Source organism: Pedobacter sp. JCM 36344, from assembly GCF_046546555.1.
Classification (GTDB): Bacteria; Bacteroidota; Bacteroidia; order Sphingobacteriales; family Sphingobacteriaceae; genus Pedobacter.
This window is the reverse complement of the sequence record NZ_JBKHKK010000018.1, coordinates 40,974-63,714: the sequence shown is the minus strand read 5'-3', so window position 1 is coordinate 63,714 and position 22,741 is coordinate 40,974. Positions and strand designations below refer to the sequence as shown.

Annotated in this window: 23 protein-coding genes and 1 pseudogene; 10 read left to right on the top strand and 14 right to left on the bottom strand. The window is 39.9% G+C overall.

Annotated elements, in window-relative coordinates:
• Positions 1-14: 14 nt before the first annotated feature.
• Positions 15-1,916 (bottom strand): GxGYxYP domain-containing protein, encoded by a 1,902-nt coding sequence (locus ACHFIZ_RS15980; RefSeq protein WP_410887636.1) that lies wholly within the window; start codon positions 1,914-1,916, stop codon positions 15-17.
• Positions 1,917-1,989: 73 nt separating this feature from the next.
• On the opposite strand from ACHFIZ_RS15980, the gene ACHFIZ_RS15975 reads away from it, so the two are divergent.
• A complete protein-coding gene (locus tag ACHFIZ_RS15975; protein ID WP_410887634.1) occupies positions 1,990-3,852 on the top strand; it encodes a hypothetical protein in 1,863 nt (620 codons plus the stop codon).
• Here the strand turns inward: ACHFIZ_RS15975 and ACHFIZ_RS15970 are convergent.
• The 3 genes from ACHFIZ_RS15970 to ACHFIZ_RS15960 form a co-directional block, all read right to left on the bottom strand.
• Positions 3,802-5,613: a gliding motility-associated C-terminal domain-containing protein gene (locus tag ACHFIZ_RS15970; RefSeq protein ID WP_410887633.1), complete on the bottom strand. Its 1,812-nt coding sequence runs from the start codon at positions 5,611-5,613 to the stop codon at positions 3,802-3,804. The genes ACHFIZ_RS15975 and ACHFIZ_RS15970 overlap by 51 nt on opposite strands.
• Positions 5,614-5,666: 53 nt before the next feature.
• The gene (locus ACHFIZ_RS15965; RefSeq protein WP_410887631.1) at positions 5,667-6,035 is read right to left on the bottom strand and encodes a hypothetical protein; all 369 of its coding nucleotides are present in this window, start codon (positions 6,033-6,035) and stop codon (positions 5,667-5,669) included.
• 157 nt (positions 6,036-6,192) lie between these two features.
• Positions 6,193-6,450 carry a hypothetical protein gene (locus ACHFIZ_RS15960; protein WP_410887629.1) on the bottom strand — a complete coding sequence of 86 codons (258 nt, stop codon included), beginning with the start codon at positions 6,448-6,450 and terminating at the stop codon, positions 6,193-6,195.
• Position 6,451: 1 nt separating this feature from the next.
• On the opposite strand from ACHFIZ_RS15960, the pseudogene ACHFIZ_RS15955 reads away from it, so the two are divergent.
• The 6 genes and pseudogenes from ACHFIZ_RS15955 (at position 6,452) to ACHFIZ_RS15930 (ending at position 8,541) form a co-directional block, all read left to right on the top strand.
• Positions 6,452-6,976 (top strand): annotated as a pseudogene (locus ACHFIZ_RS15955) (hypothetical protein).
• Between the two features lie 135 nt (positions 6,977-7,111).
• The gene (locus ACHFIZ_RS15950; protein WP_410887627.1) at positions 7,112-7,297 is read left to right on the top strand and encodes a hypothetical protein; all 186 of its coding nucleotides are present in this window, start codon (positions 7,112-7,114) and stop codon (positions 7,295-7,297) included.
• A 14-nt stretch (positions 7,298-7,311) separates the two neighbouring features.
• Positions 7,312-7,617 carry a hypothetical protein gene (locus tag ACHFIZ_RS15945; protein WP_410887625.1) on the top strand — a complete coding sequence of 102 codons (306 nt, stop codon included), beginning with the start codon at positions 7,312-7,314 and terminating at the stop codon, positions 7,615-7,617.
• 204 nt (positions 7,618-7,821) lie between these two features.
• Complete coding sequence (locus ACHFIZ_RS15940) at positions 7,822-8,022, top strand: hypothetical protein (protein ID WP_410887623.1); 201 nt, start codon at positions 7,822-7,824, stop codon at positions 8,020-8,022.
• A complete protein-coding gene (locus ACHFIZ_RS15935) occupies positions 7,982-8,278 on the top strand; it encodes a class I SAM-dependent methyltransferase (protein WP_410887621.1) in 297 nt (98 codons plus the stop codon). Before ACHFIZ_RS15940 ends, ACHFIZ_RS15935 begins: the two co-directional genes overlap by 41 nt.
• Positions 8,275-8,541, top strand: coding sequence for a hypothetical protein (locus ACHFIZ_RS15930; RefSeq protein WP_410887619.1), 267 nt, complete (start codon positions 8,275-8,277; stop codon positions 8,539-8,541). Before ACHFIZ_RS15935 ends, ACHFIZ_RS15930 begins: the two co-directional genes overlap by 4 nt.
• A gap of 35 nt (positions 8,542-8,576) precedes the next feature.
• Here the strand turns inward: ACHFIZ_RS15930 and ACHFIZ_RS15925 are convergent, their stop codons facing one another.
• The 3 genes from ACHFIZ_RS15925 to ACHFIZ_RS15915 all read right to left on the bottom strand — a co-directional run bounded on the left by ACHFIZ_RS15925 (position 8,577) and on the right by ACHFIZ_RS15915 (position 11,141).
• Positions 8,577-10,256, bottom strand: coding sequence for a protein-disulfide reductase DsbD family protein (locus ACHFIZ_RS15925; protein WP_410887617.1), 1,680 nt, complete (start codon positions 10,254-10,256; stop codon positions 8,577-8,579).
• A 4-nt stretch (positions 10,257-10,260) separates the two neighbouring features.
• Positions 10,261-10,707 carry a protein-disulfide reductase DsbD N-terminal domain-containing protein gene (locus ACHFIZ_RS15920; protein ID WP_410887615.1) on the bottom strand — a complete coding sequence of 149 codons (447 nt, stop codon included), beginning with the start codon at positions 10,705-10,707 and terminating at the stop codon, positions 10,261-10,263.
• A gap of 275 nt (positions 10,708-10,982) precedes the next feature.
• A complete protein-coding gene (locus tag ACHFIZ_RS15915; RefSeq protein ID WP_410887613.1) occupies positions 10,983-11,141 on the bottom strand; it encodes a hypothetical protein in 159 nt (52 codons plus the stop codon).
• A 569-nt stretch (positions 11,142-11,710) separates the two neighbouring features.
• Here ACHFIZ_RS15915 and ACHFIZ_RS15910 point away from each other — a divergent pair.
• The 3 genes from ACHFIZ_RS15910 to ACHFIZ_RS15900 all read left to right on the top strand — a co-directional run bounded on the left by ACHFIZ_RS15910 (position 11,711) and on the right by ACHFIZ_RS15900 (position 14,483).
• Complete coding sequence (locus tag ACHFIZ_RS15910) at positions 11,711-12,754, top strand: LacI family DNA-binding transcriptional regulator (RefSeq protein ID WP_410887611.1); 1,044 nt, start codon at positions 11,711-11,713, stop codon at positions 12,752-12,754.
• Between the two features lie 63 nt (positions 12,755-12,817).
• Entirely contained in the window at positions 12,818-13,813 is a 996-nt protein-coding gene (locus ACHFIZ_RS15905) for a PfkB family carbohydrate kinase (RefSeq protein WP_410887609.1), read from the top strand.
• 13 nt (positions 13,814-13,826) lie between these two features.
• Positions 13,827-14,483 carry a bifunctional 4-hydroxy-2-oxoglutarate aldolase/2-dehydro-3-deoxy-phosphogluconate aldolase gene (locus ACHFIZ_RS15900; protein WP_410887607.1) on the top strand — a complete coding sequence of 219 codons (657 nt, stop codon included), beginning with the start codon at positions 13,827-13,829 and terminating at the stop codon, positions 14,481-14,483.
• A gap of 267 nt (positions 14,484-14,750) precedes the next feature.
• On the opposite strand, the gene ACHFIZ_RS15895 is transcribed toward ACHFIZ_RS15900, so the two are convergent.
• From ACHFIZ_RS15895 to ACHFIZ_RS15865, 7 genes are all read right to left on the bottom strand, one after another.
• Positions 14,751-16,808, bottom strand: coding sequence for an alpha-galactosidase (locus ACHFIZ_RS15895; RefSeq protein ID WP_410887605.1), 2,058 nt, complete (start codon positions 16,806-16,808; stop codon positions 14,751-14,753).
• A gap of 54 nt (positions 16,809-16,862) precedes the next feature.
• Complete coding sequence (locus tag ACHFIZ_RS15890; RefSeq protein WP_410887603.1) at positions 16,863-18,236, bottom strand: MFS transporter; 1,374 nt, start codon at positions 18,234-18,236, stop codon at positions 16,863-16,865.
• Between the two features lie 21 nt (positions 18,237-18,257).
• Positions 18,258-19,715, bottom strand: coding sequence for a tagaturonate reductase (locus ACHFIZ_RS15885; protein ID WP_410887601.1), 1,458 nt, complete (start codon positions 19,713-19,715; stop codon positions 18,258-18,260).
• Positions 19,716-19,812: 97 nt separating this feature from the next.
• The gene (gene cysM, locus ACHFIZ_RS15880; protein ID WP_410887599.1) at positions 19,813-20,685 is read right to left on the bottom strand and encodes a cysteine synthase CysM; all 873 of its coding nucleotides are present in this window, start codon (positions 20,683-20,685) and stop codon (positions 19,813-19,815) included.
• A 3-nt stretch (positions 20,686-20,688) separates the two neighbouring features.
• The gene (gene epsC / locus ACHFIZ_RS15875; RefSeq protein WP_410887596.1) at positions 20,689-21,501 is read right to left on the bottom strand and encodes a serine O-acetyltransferase EpsC; all 813 of its coding nucleotides are present in this window, start codon (positions 21,499-21,501) and stop codon (positions 20,689-20,691) included.
• A 42-nt stretch (positions 21,502-21,543) separates the two neighbouring features.
• Entirely contained in the window at positions 21,544-21,933 is a 390-nt protein-coding gene (locus ACHFIZ_RS15870; RefSeq protein ID WP_410887594.1) for a DUF3037 domain-containing protein, read from the bottom strand.
• Positions 21,911-22,708 carry a HipA family kinase gene (locus ACHFIZ_RS15865; RefSeq protein ID WP_410887592.1) on the bottom strand — a complete coding sequence of 266 codons (798 nt, stop codon included), beginning with the start codon at positions 22,706-22,708 and terminating at the stop codon, positions 21,911-21,913. The genes ACHFIZ_RS15870 and ACHFIZ_RS15865 overlap by 23 nt, the downstream gene beginning before the upstream one ends.
• Positions 22,709-22,741: the final 33 nt, after the last annotated feature.

Here is a 22,741-nt window from a genome sequence, read left to right as displayed (position 1 = left end):
ACAAAAATAGTGATTTAATTGATTTTCCCTGCAGCTGCTGCCGGATTTTGCTTTAACCAGATCCGATAAAGCTGAAAGAATGTAGGCGCATCTAGTAATTCGATTTTAGGATTCTTCTTCTTCAACTCTTCCACGACCCGAACATACCATCCAGGATCTTTAAGTATGTTTCTAAACCAATGAAAATGAAGATTTCTTTTATCGACACGGTCTATAATCGCGTTCGCAGCCTCTACAGCGCTGCCTTGATTAATGTCAGCGTCAGCTCTTAAAACCGGCATATTGCCATGAAGTAATGTAAGCGGTGTCTTTTGAGGAACAATGCCGTTTGGACTAAATTTAGCATAGGCATCCAAGCCCTTACTATTCAAAGCGGGCGCCAACCCATCAATAATGAAACCGCTAATTGTAATGTCCCATCTTTTATAATAAGGAATATTGTGCTTAACCCAGGCATCCAAACCATCGGGCAGTCCAGATATCGGCCTTGGAGACTGTAACATCCCAGGCATAAGATATCCTGCTCCATTATCTGCTGCTACAAAATAATCTTTGGCAGATGCACTTTCTCGCAAATAAGCCATCGCCATAGGTATCCGTTCCTCTAATACCGGACTTATGCTCCACATTAAAGGAAGCTTACCACGTTCTTTGTTATCCCACATAAAGGGGGTCATTTGGGATAACCAGGAGGAGGCATCATAATCGCCAACATAGAAGATTATAAAATCCCGACCATTGAAATTAACGCTGCCATCGGCGCGCAGGTATCCAGTTTTTTGTAAATCTCCCGGGGTTACCCATTTTTGTTTATACTTTTCTTTTAACGGGAAATGTTGCCAAAATGAGGCATTGGCCAACGCTCCATATCCTATAGCATCAGCATCCTTAAAAGCATTATAAGCGCTTATTATACGAGAATACTCCCATTCTGTGGGCACATCATCATGGCTGCCACCGGCGTGTTTGGTGTATTTAAAAGCCCATGGTGGAAAGCCTCCCAAGTAGGTAAAAGCATCTCCTTTGTTTTGTTTATATGCTGCCAGCAAGAGCTCTTTTAGAGTGCTGAGATCTGTGCCGACTTTTTGCGATAGCTCGTCGGTAGCGGCTTCATCGCCCCACGGGCTAAGATCAAAGAAAAAGCCCTTTTTACTTACAAAAAAATCATGATTAGAAAGTGTATGGTGATTCCTGCCAGCTAACTTTGACATTTTTAGCCATTCTTGATCGATGTAGTAAGCCCCATATTTGGTATTACATTTCCCAGTCTTTATATATTTTTCGAGAAACCAAAGGTAAGCATCATTCTTTGGAGATCCTGTAGAAAGTCTTTCTGTTCCTGGAATGCTTCCAGTTCCTTTGAAGCGAGATGAGCCATCTGGATTTACCAACCAGGATTTTACAGGAAGCTTTGTCCCTCCAACCACCAGTCGAGAGTATAAGCTTGAAGGATCTTTATCGTACCTGATAGCAATGAGATTTTCAATCCCTGAAATAGAGGAGGCAACATTGCTGGTTGACGCAACTTTGGGATCATATACCACTACACCAGAGATTTCATTCTTATAAGCATTCACTAACGCTAATATATTTGTGTAGACCATGGTGTCCCTTCCATAAAGCCACTTACCTTTTTGTCGATATAAGTTCCACCAATATTGATCGATATTGACAGGCCCATTCTCTACAAACTTAATGTACAACTCAGGGCTTTTTCGATTAACAATTCCCTGAAGTGTGGCGATCAGGTGCACATCTTCCCAGGCAGTATTCAGGTTTTGTGGAACTTTTACATCTGAAGTTAGGGTATACCTCAAATCGAATATCCCAATTGGTCTTTTCACCTGTGCAAATCCCGTTACATATGGTAATATCAATAATAAAAAAACGGCGAATCTTGTATATACATGTTTCATCAATGACTAATATAGGAGAATTATTTTTATGATTAAAATGTATCTTTAGAAAATATATTAATAACATATAAACATGTCGAGATCACTGATATACCTATTTTTTTGGATTTTTACCGTCAATCTGTATGGTCAGGATTCTATAAATTTACCAGCTGCATCTATCAACTCCTCCAGTCATGCAAGTACTTGGTTTGCTACAGATGGTCTCGGTAGAAAAATCGATCCAAATCAATATCCCTCTTCAAGAACAGGTAAATATGTAGGAATATTTTACTTTGTGTGGCAGGGTGCCCACGGTTTTGATCAGCACAGCGGGGGGGCTGCAGATGGCGGGATTATACAAAAAAAACCAACTGATACACTGAGTCCGTATGACATCACTCAAATATTAAAGAAAAATCCTCTCAATCCACAGTACGGACCAGTCCATGCCTTTCACCATTGGGGGGAACCATATTTTGGTTACTATCTGGCAGATGATGAATGGGTCATTAGAAAGCATGCACAAATGCTTTCAGATGCTGGAGTTGATGTCATCATTTTAGATGCTACAAATGCAACCATTTATCTTCCACAAGTAACAAAGATAGCGAGCGTATATTCCAAACTAAGAAGTTCTGGTATTAGCACTCCATCAATCTCGTTCATCGTCAACAGCGCTGCAAAGCAAACTGTTGATAATTTGTATAAGCAGATTTACAAGAAAGGAATGTTTAAAGAATTATGGTTTAATTGGAAGGGAAGACCGCTACTACTCTGTCCTCCCGAAGCATTAAATGAAGAAAACAAGAATTTCTTTTCAACCCGGCAATCCTGGGCATGGAGTAAGAAGCAGAAGTGGTTCGCAGATGGAAGGGATAAATGGCCATGGCTTGATCACTATCCACAGGCATACGGCTGGCATGAGTCAAAAGATCAGCCGGAACAGATTACAGTTAGCATCGCACAGCACCCAATGTCAAACATTGGAAGAAGCTTTCATGATGGCCAGGAACCAGAACGGAAGCAAACAACAAAAGGACTCTATTTTCAAGAGCAATGGAATCGAGCCCTAGCCGTTGACCCCGAGTTTATTTTTGTAACAGGCTGGAATGAATGGGTGGCAATGCGTTTTGACGATGGTGGCTCAGTAAATTTTCTCGGCAAAAAAATCGGGAAGGGTGAAACCTATTTTGTTGACTTATACAATGCCGAGTTTAGCCGAGATGCAGAGCCCGAAAAAGGAGAAACACAAGACCATTATTACTATCAATTGGTTAACAATATAAGAAAATTTAAGGGCGTAGAAAGGACTAATATCGACCAACTAACCTTTCCTAAGGTCATAGATGGTTATTTCGCTGACTGGCAAAATGTAATCACATATTACAATGATGACGCTGGCGATACTTACCACAGGAAACATACTGGATGGGGTCGCATCAAAGAGTACGTCAACACATCAGGCAGAAATGATATCATTCAATGCAAAGTTAGCTCCGATAAATCTAACCTCTATTTCTATGTTAAGACAAGCGGACACATAAGTTCGTGGAAAGATAAAGATTGGATGCAACTGTTTATTTCAGTAGAAGGCAGTCAGGCCGCCCACTGGCTTGGTTTTCAATATATAGTAAATGCGGCAGTCGTAAATAGTAAAACTACTTCCTTAACCAGATTGGATGGAGCGACCAGGCGACTGATAAACGGACATCTTCAATATCGGTATAAATCAAATGAACTGGAGCTTGCTATCCCTTTAAGAATGCTTAACATCACGAGCCAGAATTTTGGCCTGAACTTCAAATGGGCAGACAATTGTCAGTTGTCTGGAGATCCAATGCATTGGATGGACAACGGAGATTCAGCCCCTAACGGGAGGTTTACCTATCATTATGGTTCATCATCATCTAAGAATAGTCACACTTCCAGTAAGAGGGTTACATTCATTCGTTAACTTAATAATGTAATAGTATACCCCTGAAGGCAGGTCATTTCCATCTCTCTTTCCATCAAAAACATTAGCCGGATTGCTACTATGGTAAACGACAATGCCATACCTGTTGTATATTTTTACATCAGCAGTATTGTAAACCTCAATACCTCTGAGTATCCAGGCATCATTGGTCCCATCATTATTTGGACTGAATGAGGAAGGTATTTTGATCGACGCTTCTCCAATAATAACTTTAAAAGCCGTCCTGACACTTTCACATGCCCCTTTGCCTAACGCCCCGTAATATGTCACATTATCTTTAACATTAAGTATGAAGTTTCTATTTCTACTTTCTTGAAGTAAATTCCCATTCTCATAATAAATCCTATATAGTGGGACAGTTTCGCCGAAACTAATTAATATGTCCGCTGCAGAACACACAAATTTATTTTCCAAAACAGGTGCAGGTAGTTGAATCTCAACATTCTGGATGGTATATGGATATAATTGGGAACATGAAGAATTTCTTATCGTCAAAAGATAATCACCAGCCTTAACATTTCGAAGGTCTGGATCTGTAGAGATTTCCCTTCCACTTGCATCGGCCCAAGAGTAACGTATTCCGGATGCAACTACACTCGCACCTAAAATGCTACCGATTCCTAAGTTGCAACTGTCATTTTTGATCACAGGCATTGACTGCATAATTATTGGAGGATTCCCAGCTTTCACATGGAAAGGCCCCAACGTCTCCTGACAGCCGAAGTCGTTCGACAGTATCAATTCATAATATCCTTCTTTGACATTGACCATATCTAATGTGATAGCTACAGTTTTTTTATCTACATCAATCCACCGAAAGGCTGTGGCATTAGTCTGGACGCCAGTAATGCCCCCATTTAGTAACTCGCAGTCTGCAGACTTCGAAACGACAGAGCTTGTTGAACTAATTAATGGATTTCGATGATTGACAACTATCTCTTCAGAGATTCTCTCACACAATCCAGCAGTCAGCCTCGCCGTTAAGCGGTACTTACCTGCTGGAACTCCAGTAAGGTTTAATCTATCGCCTACTTGATCACCAGCGAAATTTCTCCAGCTGTAGGTAAAACGTCCCCCATCGGATGAAGAGACAGTTAATCCAGTTATCGAACCATCCGATGATGAACATCCTGAGCTGGTAATTATAGCGCGGCTTTGGTCAATCAGCGGTCTCGAGGAGGCAGCTTTGACTCTAATACTAGCTCTATTGGAGGAACAACCGTTTGCATCGGTGAGGGTGAGATAATATTGTCCAGCGAGAAGATTTATAAACTCATTGCTACCGATAATCTCGCCCGACTCATTCTCCCATTTGAAATTAACAATGGTACTACTAGAAAAACGATCTGCTCTAACGCGAAGTGTAGTCTCATCGCATGCAATAATTAAATTATTTTGTGTGGTAGCACTTGGCAATATCTTCAGAACTGAGAAATTTAAGGTATAAGGTGAACTTCCATCAAGTGTGTAGGTAAGCTTATAGTTGCCGGGAGAGAGAGCTTCAATTTGACCTGAGGATCCAAGCGCATTTCCGCTGGAATCTTCCCATGAAAATACAAATCCGGTGGTGTTGGCATTTTTGAGAATGATTGATCCATTAGGTTTGCATGATGCACTTGTTATGTTAAAATCTCCCTGACTAAGAGGATCTGCCACATTAAAAGATTCCCAAGTCAAAGCCATTGTGCTGAAAAACATCAACATACCTAAGGATAAAAAAATGGTAAACCTCCAAATCATTTATATTGGCAACAATGTTTTAATATAGCAATATAAACAATAGTTTCAAGAATCTATTTGCTGACGATACTCATGCATTTAATTAGATAACTTCCAATATTCGCCCCTGTTTTACTTGAAATCATACCCACAGCAGCCCTTGTTACCAGACCCGATCCTTTAAAAATCGTCCTATTTAAAATCAATGGAAGCGCCAAAGAAAGTATCTTACTGGAAAGCAAAGAGCTATTGTGCTGTTTTTTAAATTTCAAGTTTAACTTTTGTCTTGGATCCTCCTTAAATAAATTAACTATTGAGAAATCTTGAATGCAAGATCTTGCCTCCTTAAAGATTTCTTCCGCATGCCTATCAGATTCTAATAGTAAAGCCATTTGCCTAGCTTTAAGCCCACTTAGATCATTAATTGTATATTTATTTTTCATATAAACTATTTTTTTTACCTTCATCAAAAACATACAATATGGAACACCATCAATCTGCCCAAGGACTTCAAACACTAATTATATTATTAATTGTCGTTGCAATCATCATTTGCACAGCATACTATCTTTCGTTTATGAGAAAAAACAAATCAGAACATTAATTTAAATCACCAGCCTCCAGTATTTCAATTTGTTCTCCAATCTGGTTAACTAAGGTTTGTGCAATATCATCATTAGTCATCCAGGACCTCTTCGCATCTGATTTAGTGCATGAAATATGCCCTGTTCTTTCGCCATTAATATATACCACATAATCACCGTCTTTCGGAACTTCCACGCGTATAGCGTTAGGCTCACCGCCAATTTCTAAAGTAAACTCATACGGGTTAAGGTCTTTTTCTTGTGTATTTTTCATTATGATCTCTGTTTATTGTTTTAAAACAAGCACTGTGGGGTATTGTTTCAATTGCAGAAGGCTCAAGTCAAAATTTATTCATAAATTTATCTCAGTGAGAAAGATAATCCATATCGATATGGACGCATTCTACGCATCAGTAGAACAACGGGATTTCCCCGAGTCTAAAGGTAGGCCGATTGTTGTGGGCGATTCTCCTGAAGGAAGAGGCGTAGTTGCTATTGCAAGCTACGAAACAAGAAAATTTGGCATTAAGTCGGCGATGCCTTCCAGACAAGCCCAGCAAGTTTGTCCTTAGATATTATTCGTGTTGCCGCGCTTTGAAGCCTACAAGGCAGTATCGGTTGCAATCAGAAAGATTTTTAGCAGATTTACCGACCTTATTGAACCTCTATCATTGGATGAAGCGTATCTAAATGTTACAAATGATAAATCAGCGATTGGATCAGCACTGAAAATCGCTAAAATGATAAAGCTAGCTATAAAAGATGAGCTAAATTTAACCGCATCAGCAGGCCGCAAATAAGTTCATCGCAAAAATCGCTTCAGATATGAATAAGCCTGATGGCCTAACATTTATCGGACCCTCTAAGATTGAAGCCTTCATGGAAGCATTACCAGTCGAGAAGTTTTTGGCGAAGGTAAAGTAACTGCCAAGAAAATGAAGCGCATGCATCTCCATGCTGGCGCAGATTTAAAAGCACTAACTAAACAAGTACTATCAAACTATTTTGGTAAATCAGAAAAATTTTACTACCGTATCGTACGTGGAATAGATATGCGACCAGTTCAGCCTTTCAAAGAAACGAAGTCGTTGGCAGCAGAAGACACCTTCGAAATGACTTAATTTCCTTATTGGAAATGCATACTGAGCTAAAAAAGTTAGCAGAAAAGGTTTCAACTAGATTAGAGACGCATAATCTTAGGGGACGAACGGTAACATTAAAATTGAAGTTTAGCGATTTCAAGCAAATCACACGAAACCTCTCCTTACAAGAACAATTTTTCAGTTATGAAGACATTTTTCTTATCGGGTCGCATGTCCTAAACAATGTGGACCTGATAGACAAATCGGTTAGGCTTCTTGGAATATCTATTTCTAATTTTAACGAAGTTTCGATTCAGCATCCCAGGGGAAATCCGTATCAACTACTTTTGTTTGATTAATCCCTCATCACAGGCTCAAACCTGCGTGTTTACCCAGTTGATTAGCATTTCCCTGAATGTTATGTTTGCCCCTAGTTATAAGTGTTGACTTATTCAATTTACGCACAACCCCTAAATCTCTCTCAATCTCAAACATAGATTTAATCCTGAAAAGCGATTAATCTATGTTTGATCTATTATATTTGAATGTAAAACATTCAATCAATGAGCGAGCATTTCAATAAGAAAGCATCAAACGATGAGATCAAAACGAGATTTGATAATGATGTAGCGTGCTTCTCCAATCTTGATACTGGTCAGCTGACGACAATTGACGCATCCCATATAATGGAACTCTGTACGGATGCAAAAGCAGTAACACCGAGTGCAAAAAAACTTATTGGACATCAGTTGCGGAACCGGTAATTACACGCTGAAAATGCTAACCAAATTGCAAGATCTGAACTGTACCCTAAATGACTTTAGCTTGCCAATGCTTGAAAAGGCTAAGGAACGGGTTTCGCATATTACGTCTAGAAAGGTTAAAACCATCCAATTGGACATGCGAGAATTAGAATTGGGAGCCGAGACCTTTGATATCATTTTTGCAGCTGCTGTCCTACATCATTTGCGTGATGACGAAGACTGGCTTAATGTTTCACAAAGATTTACAATGCCTTGACACCGGGTGGAAGCTTTTGGATTTATGATTTAATCACCCATGACAGCGAAGCCCTTAACCAGCTTTTTAAAGAATCCTATGGAACATATCTCGAAACGCTTGGCGGACTTCAGTATCGTCAAAATGTGTTTGACTACATTGACTATGAAGATACCCCAAGATCTATCGGATATCAACTGGTTTTGATGAATCGAGTGGGGTTTACAAACGTAAAAATATTGCACAAAAGCATTTGCGTCGTCGCATTTGGCGGTATGAAATAATAAAAAGACGGTACCCGACCTACTATATCTTAAAATTACTTTCCAGCAAAAGCATCCAGCCCGCTTTGTAGGTACTTAGCGTAATCTCCTGCATCAAATATAGCTCCTTGTGGAGTAACCAATGGTTTCAAATCATGACCTGCCAGCACATAAAATGGTTGCGAATTGGTATTGTAATTCGTTGCCTGAAAATCTCCGTTCCACCAGCCAAGGTCATCGGTATTATGCCTCAAGATCTTAGAATAATGAACCTTTTCCTTAGGCATCCTAATCTTACGTTCATCAACATACAGTTGGATCAATACATATTCTTTAATCAGCCTGCCAACTTCTGGTTTTATCCAGACGTTATCTTCCATCCTCCGACAATTTACACAAGCCCATCCAGTAAAATCGATCATTATCGGCTTGTTTACTTTCTTAGCATAATTCAGGCCTTCTTCTAAATCGAAGAAAGGGCTGAAACCAACAGGCTTCTTAAATACATCATCATACTTCACTGTGGAAGGAAACCCTTTGTCTGTACTTGATGATGAAGATCCACCTGACGTCAGGATAAAGTCCTGTGTATTCATTGGAGGGGCTAAACCACTAAGTACGCTAACTGGTGCTCCCCACAATCCCGGAATCATGTATATCGCAAAAGCCAAAGAAAACATTGCCAAAAACAACCGGGGAACAGAGATAAAAGGTAAGTCACTATCATGTGAGAACTTGAGTTTTCCTAACAGATAGAAACCCATCAATATAAAAATTACGATCCACAAAACCAGGAAGACCTCACGGTCGAACCATTCCCAGTGCCAAACCAGGTCTGCAGCGGAAAGGAATTTTAATGCAAATGCCAATTCTAAAAATCCAAGACATACTTTAACGCTGTTTAGCCAACCACCAGATTTAGGCATCGAGCTTAAAAAGCCGGGGAAGATCGCTGAAATCGTGAACGGTAGTGCCAGCGCTAAAGCGAAGCCAAACATCCCGATTGCAGGGCCCAGTAGCGTTCCTTTAGAACTTGCCTCAACAAGCAGTGTACCAATGATGGGTCCAGTGCAGGAGAACGAAACTAATGCAAGCGAAGCGGCCATAAAAAAGATGCCGCCCAAGCCTTTGCTAGTATCCGCCTTCTGGTCAATTTTATTTACAAATGAACTCGGTAAAGTAATCTCGAAAGCACCAAAGAATGAGATGGCGAAAGTAACCAGGATTAAAAAGAAGAAGAAGTTGAACAAACCACTAGAACTTAGCGCATTTAAACCCGCAGAACCGAAAAGTACAGTAATGAGCAGCCCGAAAGCAACATAAATCACAATGATGGATAAGCCGTATATCATTGCCTGACCAATCCCTTTTTGCTTGCTACCTGCACGCTTTGTGAAATAACTGATTGTTAATGGCACCATAGGAAAGATACATGGCATGAAAAATGCCAGAAACCCACCAATAAGGCCAGCAATAAAGGTCTGCCATAGCGTCTTTTGAACTTCTCCCTTGGATTTGGAGAGCTTTACCTCCGCTTTGGTGACGGAATCTTTTGCAATTACCGTCGCCGGTTGCTGAACGGTATCCGAAATGGTCGTATCTGCAACAATCTCTGTAAATTCATCATCTGAAATTGCGGTATCAGTTTGAGAAAATGCTGGGTAAGAACCGCCTAAAAAAAAGAGTACCCAAATTAGGAGTACTCTCAATATAATTTTATAACATCTATTAATCATAATTTTAGCTCACAGGAATTGAAAATTCAACAGTTTCCGGAGGTAAACATTGGTGGTCATCACATACCATAAATTCAACTGATCCTTTAATCACGGTTTTACCGCCTGTTAGCTTCACTTTTTGCTGAAAAGTAACCGTTTTCTCAAAGTAGGAAACATTCATATCAAAAGTTTTCTCAAACTTAGTAACTGGCTTCGGCTCGATAGTTTTACCAACAGCGGCAAAACTTTTCGCAGCCTTAAAGTTGAAGGTCGTTTTGATTGGACCTCCATCCGCGATGTTCTGGGAATAGATATGCCATCCATTATCAATAGTTGCCCTGATTAAAAGAGTAGCTTCATTTTTCGAAGTTTTCTTAGCTAAATAACTCCATTTCACAGGTTTTAATATCTGACTGCTAGCTGAGAAGCTTAGCATAATTCCTAAAGCAATTAAAAATAAATTCTTCATGTTTCGCTGATAAGTGTCTGAACAAACGTACGTAATTACTTCTACTTTCGTTTTAAATTTGGGATAGACCATATAAAATTGACTTACAGTTTATAAAGTAGGCGCTATGTTCCGCCTCCTAACGCAGGGTACAGTTCTACTGCTGCAGACAATTAAGCCGCTTTTAACCTAGCCAATTCCAACTCACTTTGCAACGAATTGCTTTGGGCGGAGATTACTTCCTGATAAGTTGCCATTCCATTTTTAAATAACAGGTTTGCATTCTTAATTGCCGCTTACAGGGTCACAACCCTTTGTTGAATTAAGTTAAACTGCTGCTTCAACTTATCAATCTTCACAAGTTCATCAGAGACCTCATCGACTGTAACAAGTACAATCTGGCTGAGTTGGATTACTATACTTTCGCTATCTACCAATGCCATCTGCCTTTTCATCGTTTGTTTCCAGTTGCAACTGTGGGTAATCTGCTTTAAGACTATTAAAAAGCATAGGCGATCTCCGGGCGCTTCATCAACCTATAACCCAGTTGATGTTCGCTGTAGAAACCATGGTAATTTTTTATGATTATTATAGTTATTTGTTATTTCAACGAGTTTAAGTAATTTAACACTATTAAGTTATTATCGGAAAAAAAGACTTGTAGAAAACAAGTCTTTTTAAAATTTATTCGGTTGTAAATCTGATCATTCCTTTTCATGCATAAGAATCCCTTCTTCGTTGAGAAAATATTCATAGATAATCGGGGAATATTCAATTATATCTGCAATGTTTCTCATGCTCAAAGAATGCCATATCTCCTCGTTCACAATCTCAAGAAAAGCGTCTAAAAAATTCTCTCTGGAGTCCCCCTTTTACCTGGCTATGCGCTCTTTGCTTCTCATCATTATTCTTTATAAACAATCTAACACTGTTAAGCAACAGTATAGAGTGTATTTATGTTATGTATCATATATTTGTCAAACACAATTTTTTGCTCCAAATAAGTAGAAATGGTAAACCTGATATGAACAATAGTATAACCCTCAAGGATATTTCGAAGGCACTTAACTTATCTATTTCAACAATTTCTAAATCATTGAACGATAGCTACGAAATAAGCATAGAGACTAAAAAGAAAGTCCTTGAATTTGCAAAAGCAAATCACTACTCCCCTAATAGGCTGGCGAAGGGCTTAAAGGAAGGCAAAAGTCGGTCAATTGGTGTTGTTGTTTGTTCGCTTGAAAACAATTTCGTCGCACAAATGCTAGATGGAATTGACAAATACAGTACAGATAAGAGTTATCAGATTATCATCATGCAAAGTAAGGAGTCCCATGAACAGGAATGCGCTTGCCTCTCTTTGCTGCACGCTGGAGGTGTAGATGGAATATTAATTTCTCCTGCCTGTGAAAGTGTTGACCTGAGCTATCTGATCTCCCTACAGGAACAAGGCCTGCCTATAGTGCTTTTTGATAGGTTAAGTGATGAGATACAAACACACAAAGTAGGTGCAGATAATTTTAAGGGTGCATACGAGGCAACTGAGCATTTAATCTTGCAAGGTTACAGCAGTATTGCCCACCTAAATACCAATACTAAATTGAGCATTGCAACAGATCGGTTGAACGGCTATAAACAAGCATTGGCCGATAAGGGAATTGAGTTTAGACCCGAACTACTAAGATCCTGCGATTACACTGACTCGCAAACTCTCGCAGACGATTTAGAGGCTGCAATAACATTCTATATGAATTTAAATGATCGTCCGAATGCCATTTTTACGGCAACAGACCAGATTACCACCAGATGCCTGGCTATATTGAGCAAACTTGGCTACAACATTCCGGAAGACATCGCAATAATTGGTTTTACAAATACGGATTTAGCGGAGGCTTTAAACCCTTCATTAAGTACTGTATATCAGCCTGCATTTGAAATCGGTGAGCACGCAGCTAGTAAATTGATTGAGTTAATAGAAAAAAAGCAAAATGACATAGAGTTCGAGACCATCATGTTGCCCACAGAAGTGAACGTTAGAAACTCCACTCGAAAACGTTTGCGTTCTTAGCGCAAAGAACCTTAGCACTTTAAACATTATACCTGTATTATTGTATAAAGTATCCCAATTTAAATGAGGCAAAACCATAACATTTTAGTTTTCGGTGAACTATTGATCAGACTTAGTTCAAAAACTAATGATTTTTTGAACAATGAGCAGGGAGCAACACTGTATCCCGGAGGATCCGAGGCCAACGTAGCTGCATCATTAGCACATTTTGGAAAAACTGTTTCGTATGTTACAGCCGCCCCCGAAAATGCTTTAACATCAAGTGCTCTGAAAGAGTTATCAGATATCTCAGTAAACACGACGAAAGTCCTACAGCAAGGATCACGACTAGGGCTTTACTTTTTACTTTCAGCAAATGGTTTGTCCAATGGTGAAGTGATTTACGACAGAAAGTATTCATCATTTAGCAGTTTAGTAACTGGATCGATAAATTGGGATGAATTAATGAAAGGTCATACTTGGTTTCATTGGTCTGCCCTTACTCCTGCTTTAAATGGTGAACTTGCCCTCGTAATGCTAGAAGCTCTGCAAGCAGCAAATAGAAATGGCCTGAAGATATCAGTAGATTTGAACTATAGAAGCAGGCTCTGGGATTACGGGAAACAACCGATTGAGGTTATGCCTTCCTTAGTCCAATATTGCCATGTCATTATGGGCAACATCTGGGCTGCCGACAAAATGCTGGGTGCAGGCATAGATGAGACGCTGAATAGAAGCACAACTTCATCCCTGTACTTTAAAGTGGCCTGTAATTCTGCAGAGAATATCTTTAAAACATATCCAAATTGTGAACATATAGCCAATACCTTTAGATTTATGGACAACCCAAAACATAACCTTTTTTATGGAACCTATCATACTAAAAACGACAACTTCATTTCGGAAGTATTAGAAACAGAAGAAGTTATTGATCGAATAGGTAGTGGCGACGCTTTTATGGCCGGTTTGATCCATGGTTTAGTAGATGGCTTGCCTGGCAAGCAAATAATCGAACGGGCGACAGCTGCCGGATTTCGAAAATTGTTCGTAAAAGGTGATTTTGGTGATGGTTCTCTTTAAAAAAACAATTATTATGAACTCAAAAATTAACGTACTGGACCAGATCATATCTCATCCTGTAATCCCTGTCTACTATAATGACAATTCAATTACTTGCCTAAACATCATGAGTGCTTGTTATGATGGCGGCATTCGTGTATTTGAATTTACTAATCGTGGAGAAAAGGCACTAGAGAACTTCAAGCTAATGCAAAAAAAGCGTGATGCGGAATATCCCGATCTTCTGCTTGGAATTGGAACCATAAAAACCTCCGATCAAGCCAAAACTTATATTGACCTAAACGCAGATTTTATTGTAAGTCCGATTGTAAATAGAGAACTCGCAGAGGTTACTAAACAGCATGGGGTATTTTGGATTCCAGGATGCATGACTCCTTCAGAGATCGCATTGGCAGAAGAGTTGGGCGCAACTTTAGTAAAGCTCTTTCCTGGAGATGTGCTAGGTATTTCTTTCTTAAAAGCAATTAAGCCCTTGTTTCCAAATCTGAAGTTTATGCCAACAGGCGGCGTGGACATATCGGGGGGAAATATAACGGGCTGGCTTCAGGCTGGCGTTACTGCTTTGGGTTTTGGATCAAAACTCTTCAGTCCACCATCAAAAATTAGTAATGGTAATTGGTTAACCGAAAGATGTAGGCAAATTGGCGACATCGTTATGTCTGGAATTTAAGACGATGCTATTTCTTACTTTGTCTCAAAATAAATATGACAAGCATCGAAGCCACAGACAAACCTGAAATTCCAGGAAATAAGATAAATAAGTAGAGTACGCCACATACGCCTATCAGCGAAAGCACAAATAATGCTCCCTTAACTGGAGATTCCATTTTGAACGCGGCAATTAATGCTAATAAAAAAAAGACAAACGCTAGGCTGTATAAAAACATATACAAAGATCTACTTTCAATGTTAATTTAATATTAAGTATTTCAGCCTGCTATTTACCAAGTTTAATCCTCAAGATAGCAGCATCTTGTTCTCTGACCCTGAACTTTAATAATTTGTATAACTCAACTTCTTTATCTTCAAAGAGTTCTTTTCCTTTATAAAGGTCCTTGGGAAGACCCATTCTATCAAACGGAATATTAAACTGACGGGGTGTTTTCGAATAATTTAGAAGAGCTACGTATAAGAAACCATTGATTGTTCTGTAGAAAACTTCATTTGCATTTTTACCAGTATTTCCTTCTAATGGCATAAAAGCCTTTCCCGATCTTGCGATAGCCAAGAGCTCCTTATTTTGCAGCAAGCTTTCAGCTGGTTTATTCCAATCGCCCGCGACAGAGAAATCGTCACCCGTGATTAATGTACCAGTGATCAATCCTGATGTAAATCTGGCGTTATTACTTCCAGGATCTTCTTCTGAAAACACAACATGGTCTGCATCAATGAAATTGTATAGGTAGGTTTGCCACCAACCGTAGTTTAAGCTATTTAAGGTATATTCTGTATCCTTGATTGTCTTCCAGGCGTCACACGCAATTCTCCTTGTGTGTGCATACCTTCCCGTCGCCATACTTGGTGAAATAGCAGCATAAATAAGCATCTGACCATCCACCCTTTTAACGAGATATTCCATACCAACCCGATACGCCTGCATACCTGTCCTAATTTTCAAATCGTAAAAATGCGTTGACTCCACGGCTGCGTGACCAAGAAAGTCGATCTTAATCATCTTAAAACCACATGCTTTTAGCTTATCAATTACATAGTCAATCCTTCTCTGGGTTCCGGGATGAGTTGGATCTAAGGCCCTTGCTCCATCAAGATCATGATAGCCCTCTCCTACTTTGGTCCACATTTCAGAGAACTTATAAGTGCCTCCCTCTGCCTCCCGGTCGTTCCTAGATTTGAAACCCCAGTCTGTAAAAGGTGCCCAATAAGCCCCAGGCTCTAGCCCTTTACTTTTGCAATAATCAGCAAATTCCTTAAGTTTAGTGAAATCGCCTGTCATGCCGCCTGTAAAGTTATCCCAGAATGAATCCAAATCAATGTATGCAGTTTCTCCGTTTCTAAAATCAGTAAGCTTCTCCGCAAAATAATCAACAACTTTGATGGCCTTTTCATAGCTCAGCTTTTCTTGAATTACCCCCCAGCTGTTCCAGCCAAATGGAACGGGTTTAGCCCAATTGAACACAAAAGGAACCTCCGCAAGTCTGCCTGCCTTTCCATAAGCTTCAAGCCCTATCCTCCAATCGACGAAATAGCCTACGAATATTTTTGGCGACTTTATCAAATCACCTGAAATTGTCGCATGCGGAATTTGGTCTCTGGTAACCTGCTTATCCGAATACCCACCGTACACCCTCAATTCCCTTAGCTGATCACCCTTGCCTTCACTCAGCACTCCTGTCTTCCAAACCATATGTTCTACGGAACCAATAATTAATCCCTTACGACTCGTATTGTCGTAGAATGCACCAACTTCAGCGCTCGCATTTTTAATGTTTGAAAATGTGGATTTTGCATCGTATCTAACGAAGGTGTCGTTATCGAAAGGAACAAAGAGATTCCTATTATCACCTTTCGCATGCAGTATTACGTTGTTGGAGGATAGTGGAGACATGTAATTGCTTTTTATTGCATCCCCTTTCAATAGAACCTCAGTAAAGAAGTATGACAAGTTAGGATAAACATAAAACACCTGCTGCATTTCGGGCAAGCCTTTCTTTCTCAAGAAAAACATATACCTTTTACCGACCCCAAACTGATCATTTAGGGCTTCAATCGTATACGTGTGTACTGTATATTCGTTGCTTTTCAGTACTTGATCCCCACTTTTCACCTCTGCAAAGGCGTCATTTATGATTTGCAGCTTACCTTGATAAAGGTCATATAAACCGGTGGACTGATCGTAGATAATCCTTGAATTTCTTCCGTAGGGCATACTTAGCTGCTTAAATGCAGGCACGCAGCCCATTGATGTTTTAAGCCCCGTTGCAATAATCAGGAGTAAAAAGATACTTCCGGAAAAAGCTTTTATTGATAGATACATATCTACTTCAAATTCTGCTATACTGTAATTGATTCAGCTAATCTTGTCAGGAATCTACAGATCTGTGACTAACTTATACTTGGGTACAAGGGATTTCATAATTACCCATGCGATAAGATATGCTACAGCACAAATAGAAAACATAATGGTGTAGCCTGTTTCAATGTGTCCCAATGCCTTATATTTATCAAACAGGGCCCCTCCAAGTTTGGTAATGAATACCCCTCCCAATCCTCCAACCATCCCACCGATACCCACCACAGATCCGATCGCTTTTTTAGGGAACATATCAGATACAGTCGTGAAAAGATTGGCCGACCAGGCTTGGTGGGCTGATGCACCAATTCCTATAAGGATAACAGGCATCCAAAAACTAATTTGACCCAAAGGCTGCGCTGCCAAGACCACCAAAGGAAAAATAGCAATCACCAACATTGCCTTCATTCTTGCATCATAAGGTGCATAACCATTTTTAATAAAATACATAGGAAACCAACCGCCTCCAACACTACCAATCATGGTCATACTATAGAGAACAACTAAGGGTAACATTATTTGGGTATCTACCATGCCGTACTGGTCTTTCAAATAAGCCGGAAGCCAGAAAAGGAAGAACCACCAAACACCATCGGTCATGAATTTACCCACTACAAAAGCCCAGGTTTGTCTATAATGCAACAACCGGAACCAAGACACTTTTCCGTCGGCATATTCAGACTCTTTTATGGGTTCAATGCCTTCAATTTTTTCATCATTGATATATTCCAGCTCTTCGGCAGACATTCTTTTCTGCTCTTCAGGTTTATCGTAAAACTTGAACCAGAAAATCAGCCACAGTAAGCCCACAGCCCCTATCAATATGAAAGCCGATTCCCAACCCCATTGTTTAGCAATAAATGGAACTGTTAGTGGCGCAAGCACAGCACCCACATTCGTCCCCGAGTTAAATATTCCTGTTGCAAATGATCTTTCTTTTTTGGGAAAGTATTCTGCAGTAGCTTTTATAGCAGCTGGAAAATTTCCTGCCTCTCCAAAGCCAAGAAGAGCCCTTGAGAACATGAACCCCGCAATTGACACAGAGATACTAGCTACGCCGACAAAGCCCATTATTACTGCTATTCCTTCTCCAATAGGGATCGCGAGGGCATGAACGATAGCGCCGGCAGACCAGATCACTATAGCCCAGGCATAGCCCTTCTTCGTGCCTAGCTTATCAACAATACGACCTGCAAAAAGCATGGAAATTGCATATGTAAACTGAAAAACGGAAGCTATATTAGCGTAATCGCTGTTGCTCCATCCAAAAACATCCTCCAGATGTGGCTTCAACAGACTTAAAACTTGTCTATCCAGGTAATTAACGGTAGTTGCAAAAAACAATAGCGCACAGATAGTCCACCTGTAATTGGTTACTTTTTTCCCGATCATTATATTTGGTTTTTATCAGTACTATAGAATCAGCGCCAATCCGGCGATAACCCCATTTTTTGTAATATAACTAAAATATCTTTCCACGGCTAGCTTAAACCCCTCAAAAGCAGTAAGGTCGATTTCCCATAAGCTTTCGTCACTCAAAACAGACCAAACAAAATTCGTTTTGTCAATACCGTTAATGTAATCCAATGAATCGTCAGTAATCTTATATCCAATACCTCCAACTTCTCCTGCAGTCATAAACGTCAGATAAGCCGCAAAACCATATGCAATGTGTTCTGGAACCTTATTGAATCTATTGTAATACTGACTGATAACAGGAATTACCCTGATTTTCAGCTTCATAGTGTATTGGAACGTAATGTTGATCCATTGATGCTTGATAAATGGATTTGAAAACCGATCAAGAACTTTCATAGCAAACTCCTCAGCCTCTTTTGAATTGACTGCATAAGGAATCGCCGGGATAATCTCCTTTTGCATCACATTCTCTATATAGTGCCTCAAGCTTTCGTTAGACATCGCATCTGCAACGGTATCAATTCCTGCCAGAAATGCAATGCCAGAGGCTAGCGTGTGACTCCCATTAAGAAGTCTGACTTTCAGTTCTCTATATATTTCGATATCAGGCTTAACAACAATCCCCTCGTCAACACCTTCAAGGCTAAGTAAATCAGCTACTTTTCGATCACCTTCGATTGCCCATAGTCGGTATGGTTCTGCCATGATCAAGAGATTGTCGGTATACCCAAGCTTTTTTTCCATAGCATTGAGTAGGTATTGGTCTGGTTTACCAGGGACAATTCTGTCCACCAAAGAACTGCAAAAAGTCACATAATCTTCCAGCCATTTAATAAATCTGTCTTCCAGCGAATTATAAGCAATAAGTTCAATAATTATTTTATGTAAAATTTTTCCGTTATCCGGTACTAACTCAGTGGCGATTACAACAAGTCCTGGGGCCTTATCTCCAAGGGCTTTAAACCTTTCATAAAGTACAGCCAACAGCTTCCCAGGATAAGATTCAGGGGTAGACCGATCGATTTTCTCATTTAACAAGACTAGGCCCACTTCTGTAGTATTTGATAAAATAAGTTTTAAGTCTGGGCTTGTAGCAACCTTTAATACTGAATCCCATTCTCCATTTGCATCTAAAACACGACTAATGGCAGAAGATATGATACTCTCTTCAACAACCGCTCCGTCTTCAATTCCCCTAACACAAATCGTGTATAGGTTGTCTTGTTCTACAAAATCGGCCAGCCCTCCTTTACCTGTAGATTTTACAACTACAATGCGTCCATTGAACTTGCCAGCTTTATTGGCTTTATCAATAAAATAATCTGGAAGTCCGCGTAACAGCACTCCAGTTCCAAATTGCAAAACCTTTTCAGGAAGTCCGAAATCGGAAAGCGCAGGAAGATTTATGTTTGCGGACAAGGTGTCGCTTAGGATACTTTTAGATAAAATCATAGAAAATGTTCATACAGTGATAAACAAGTCTACATAATTATACTATAGAATAAACGCAACAACCGGAAATTATTTACGCAATCGTTATCGCTCAGAGCTAACCAAAAAGGTCACTGCTCAAATAACGGTCACCCCTATCACAAGCAATAAAAACGATCAAACCAGAATCAAGCTCCTCGGCAAGTTTTAGGGCGCAAGATAATGCTCCACCACTGCTCATACCAGCGAAGATTCCCTCAGTTTTAGCCATCTTTCTAGCCATTTCAGTTGCTTCCAATTGTGAAACGTCCATCACACGATCGACACGTGATGGGTCAAATATCTTTGGTAGGTAGGCCTCTGGCCATCTTCTGATTCCAGGAATTGAAGATTCAGGAGTCGGCTGGCAGCCCACAATTTGTATCTCATGATTCTTTTCTTTTAGGTACATAGAGTTACCCATGATACTTCCTGTTGTACCCATTGAGCTCACAAAATGCGTTATCTTTCCTTCTGTATCTCTCCATATCTCAGGGCCGGTTGTCTTATAATGAGCCAGATAATTATCCGGATTGGCAAATTGATTCATGAGGTAATACCCATCTTGAGCACCCTTTTCTTCCGCATAATCTCTACACACTTCGATAGATTCAAGCAAAGTAACTTTGGCACCATAAGCTTCCATTGTCAATGTTCGTTCCCTGGTTGAGTTTGACGGCATAACTAACTCTATATCAAGATCATATAAGCTAGCTATCATTGCCAAGGCAATACCCGTGTTTCCGCTAGTCGCTTCAATAAGCTTTGTACCGGTTTTTATGTCGCCACGTTCCATACCAGTTCTGATCATGTTTAACGCAGCTCTGTCTTTAACACTTCCCCCAGGATTGTTTCCCTCAAGCTTAGCAAAAATTTTGACGTTAGTTTTGTTATTTAATCTTTGTATTTCAACGAGTGGCGTATTACCCACAAAATCTATAACACTTCTCATATCCTATCCTATCTTTTTAGTCTCCACTACTTTAATCGTTGATTGATGATAAACTGTTGAATGATTTGGTACACTTTTAGTTAACCAAACATTTCCGCCTATTATACAGGAATCACCAATCAGCGTTTCTCCACCCAAAATTGTTGCTCCGGAATAGATGATAACATGATCCCCGATTGTGGGATGCCGTTTTGTGTTAGCCCTGTCCTTCTCCACACTTAAAGCTCCCAGGGTAACTCCCTGGTATAGCTTTACATGATTGCCTATAACCGTTGTCTCACCTATTACAACACCGGTGCCATGGTCAATGAATAAATGTTCGCCAATAGTAGCTGCCGGGTGAATATCTATTCCTGTAATCGAATGCGCATATTCAGTAAGGATTCGGGGAATGATCGGAATTCCAGCCTTCAAAAGATCGTTCGCGATTCGGTATAAGGCAATGCCTAAAAATCCAGGGTAAACCCTGATCACTTCAAACTCACTTTGAGCCGCGGGGTCTCCAAGGTAAATCGCCGTAATGTCATTGTTCATCTTCCTGTACAACTCTGGTACACCCTCAAAGAATTTTTTAGCAGATGCCTCGTTATCGCAGTTTTCCAACGCATTAGTAGCATTGAAGATCATAATCAATTCCTTTTCCAGTTTTAAAAACAGTCTTTTAATTTCATTTACCGAGTAGTCAGGAGTGGTAAGGCGTTCGGGGTAAAGTAGATTAAGTAGATTGATTACCCAATCAGACACCTCTTCATTGGATGGCACAGCCGCTATTTGATTCTGTTTACGATGTATCTGTTGAAAAAACTCTTCGTTCATGATGGTATAAGTTTAAAAAGCGAAATATGATTTAAAGTTTAATTACGTCAGCAATACGAGCTGCTGGTGAAGTTTTGTGAGTGTGTCCATAGAGCTGAAACAATAACCCGGATGTACACGGGAAGTTTGGATAGTCGTACTTCGCATTGCGGTGAGCCATCTAAATCTCGATACTGCGTCTAACTCTGCAATTGGACCTCCCTTATTTGATCCAGCACATATATTTTGAAAAGCGCTCAGATGTAGTTCCATCTCTTGCAGATCAAACAATGGATTAAACACGGCTAACCTTGAATTGTCAAGATGATAAATCATGTTCAGGGACTTGTGTCTGGCACAATAAAGAATGACTCCGATATTGATAAACTCCTCTCGTTCCACTTGGGGAACCCAACGAATCACTGCGTACTCAAATAAATGTTGCTCTTGCATTGTTGGCTTCGTTTATAAAAGTTTCGGAATTTAAGATGCGTAATTTTAAAAACTGAGCATAGATGTCTCTCATCTCTTCTGCCGTTTCATCCGCTCCTTCCTGATGCAGGAACTCGTCGGGGATTAACGAAACAATCTTGTCAATCTGGTCATCAGTAAGTGTAGCTTTGAAGTCTAAATCAACTTCCTCTAATAACGAAGCTTGCGGAAGCAAAACGTGATCTTTTATCAATACAAATGGCCTAACTGCCTGCTCTTTCCAGTTTCCCATGGAATGATGAAAATACAAGCAAGCGCCATGGTCAATTAACCAAAGGTCTTTATGCCACATTAACATATTAGTATTTCTGGGCGTACGGTCCATATTTGTTAACAAACAATCCAGCCATACAATCTGAGATGCAAGCTTATATGCTACAGTAACAACTGCGGGGTCATAAGTTATTGATCCCGATAAGTAGTGGATTCCCAAGTTCAATCCCACACTCGCTTTTAACAAGTCCTGAATCTCCTCATCAGGTTCTGTCCTCCCAAATGCTTCATCTAATTGGACATAAACGATTTCGGGGATTTTAAAACCAAGCGCACGGGCTATCTCTCCTCCAATAATCTCTGCAATGAGCGCCTTTGTACCTTGTCCGGCACCTCTAAACTTGACAACATAAAGAAATTCATCGTCTGCTTCAGCTATAGCGGGCATAGATCCACCTTCCCTCAAAGGCGTAACGTAGCGAATCACATTAACTGTTCGAAAATTTGAAGGGTCGTGCTTCATGTTTGGAAATTTAGTCCTAATTTCTGAAAAAGC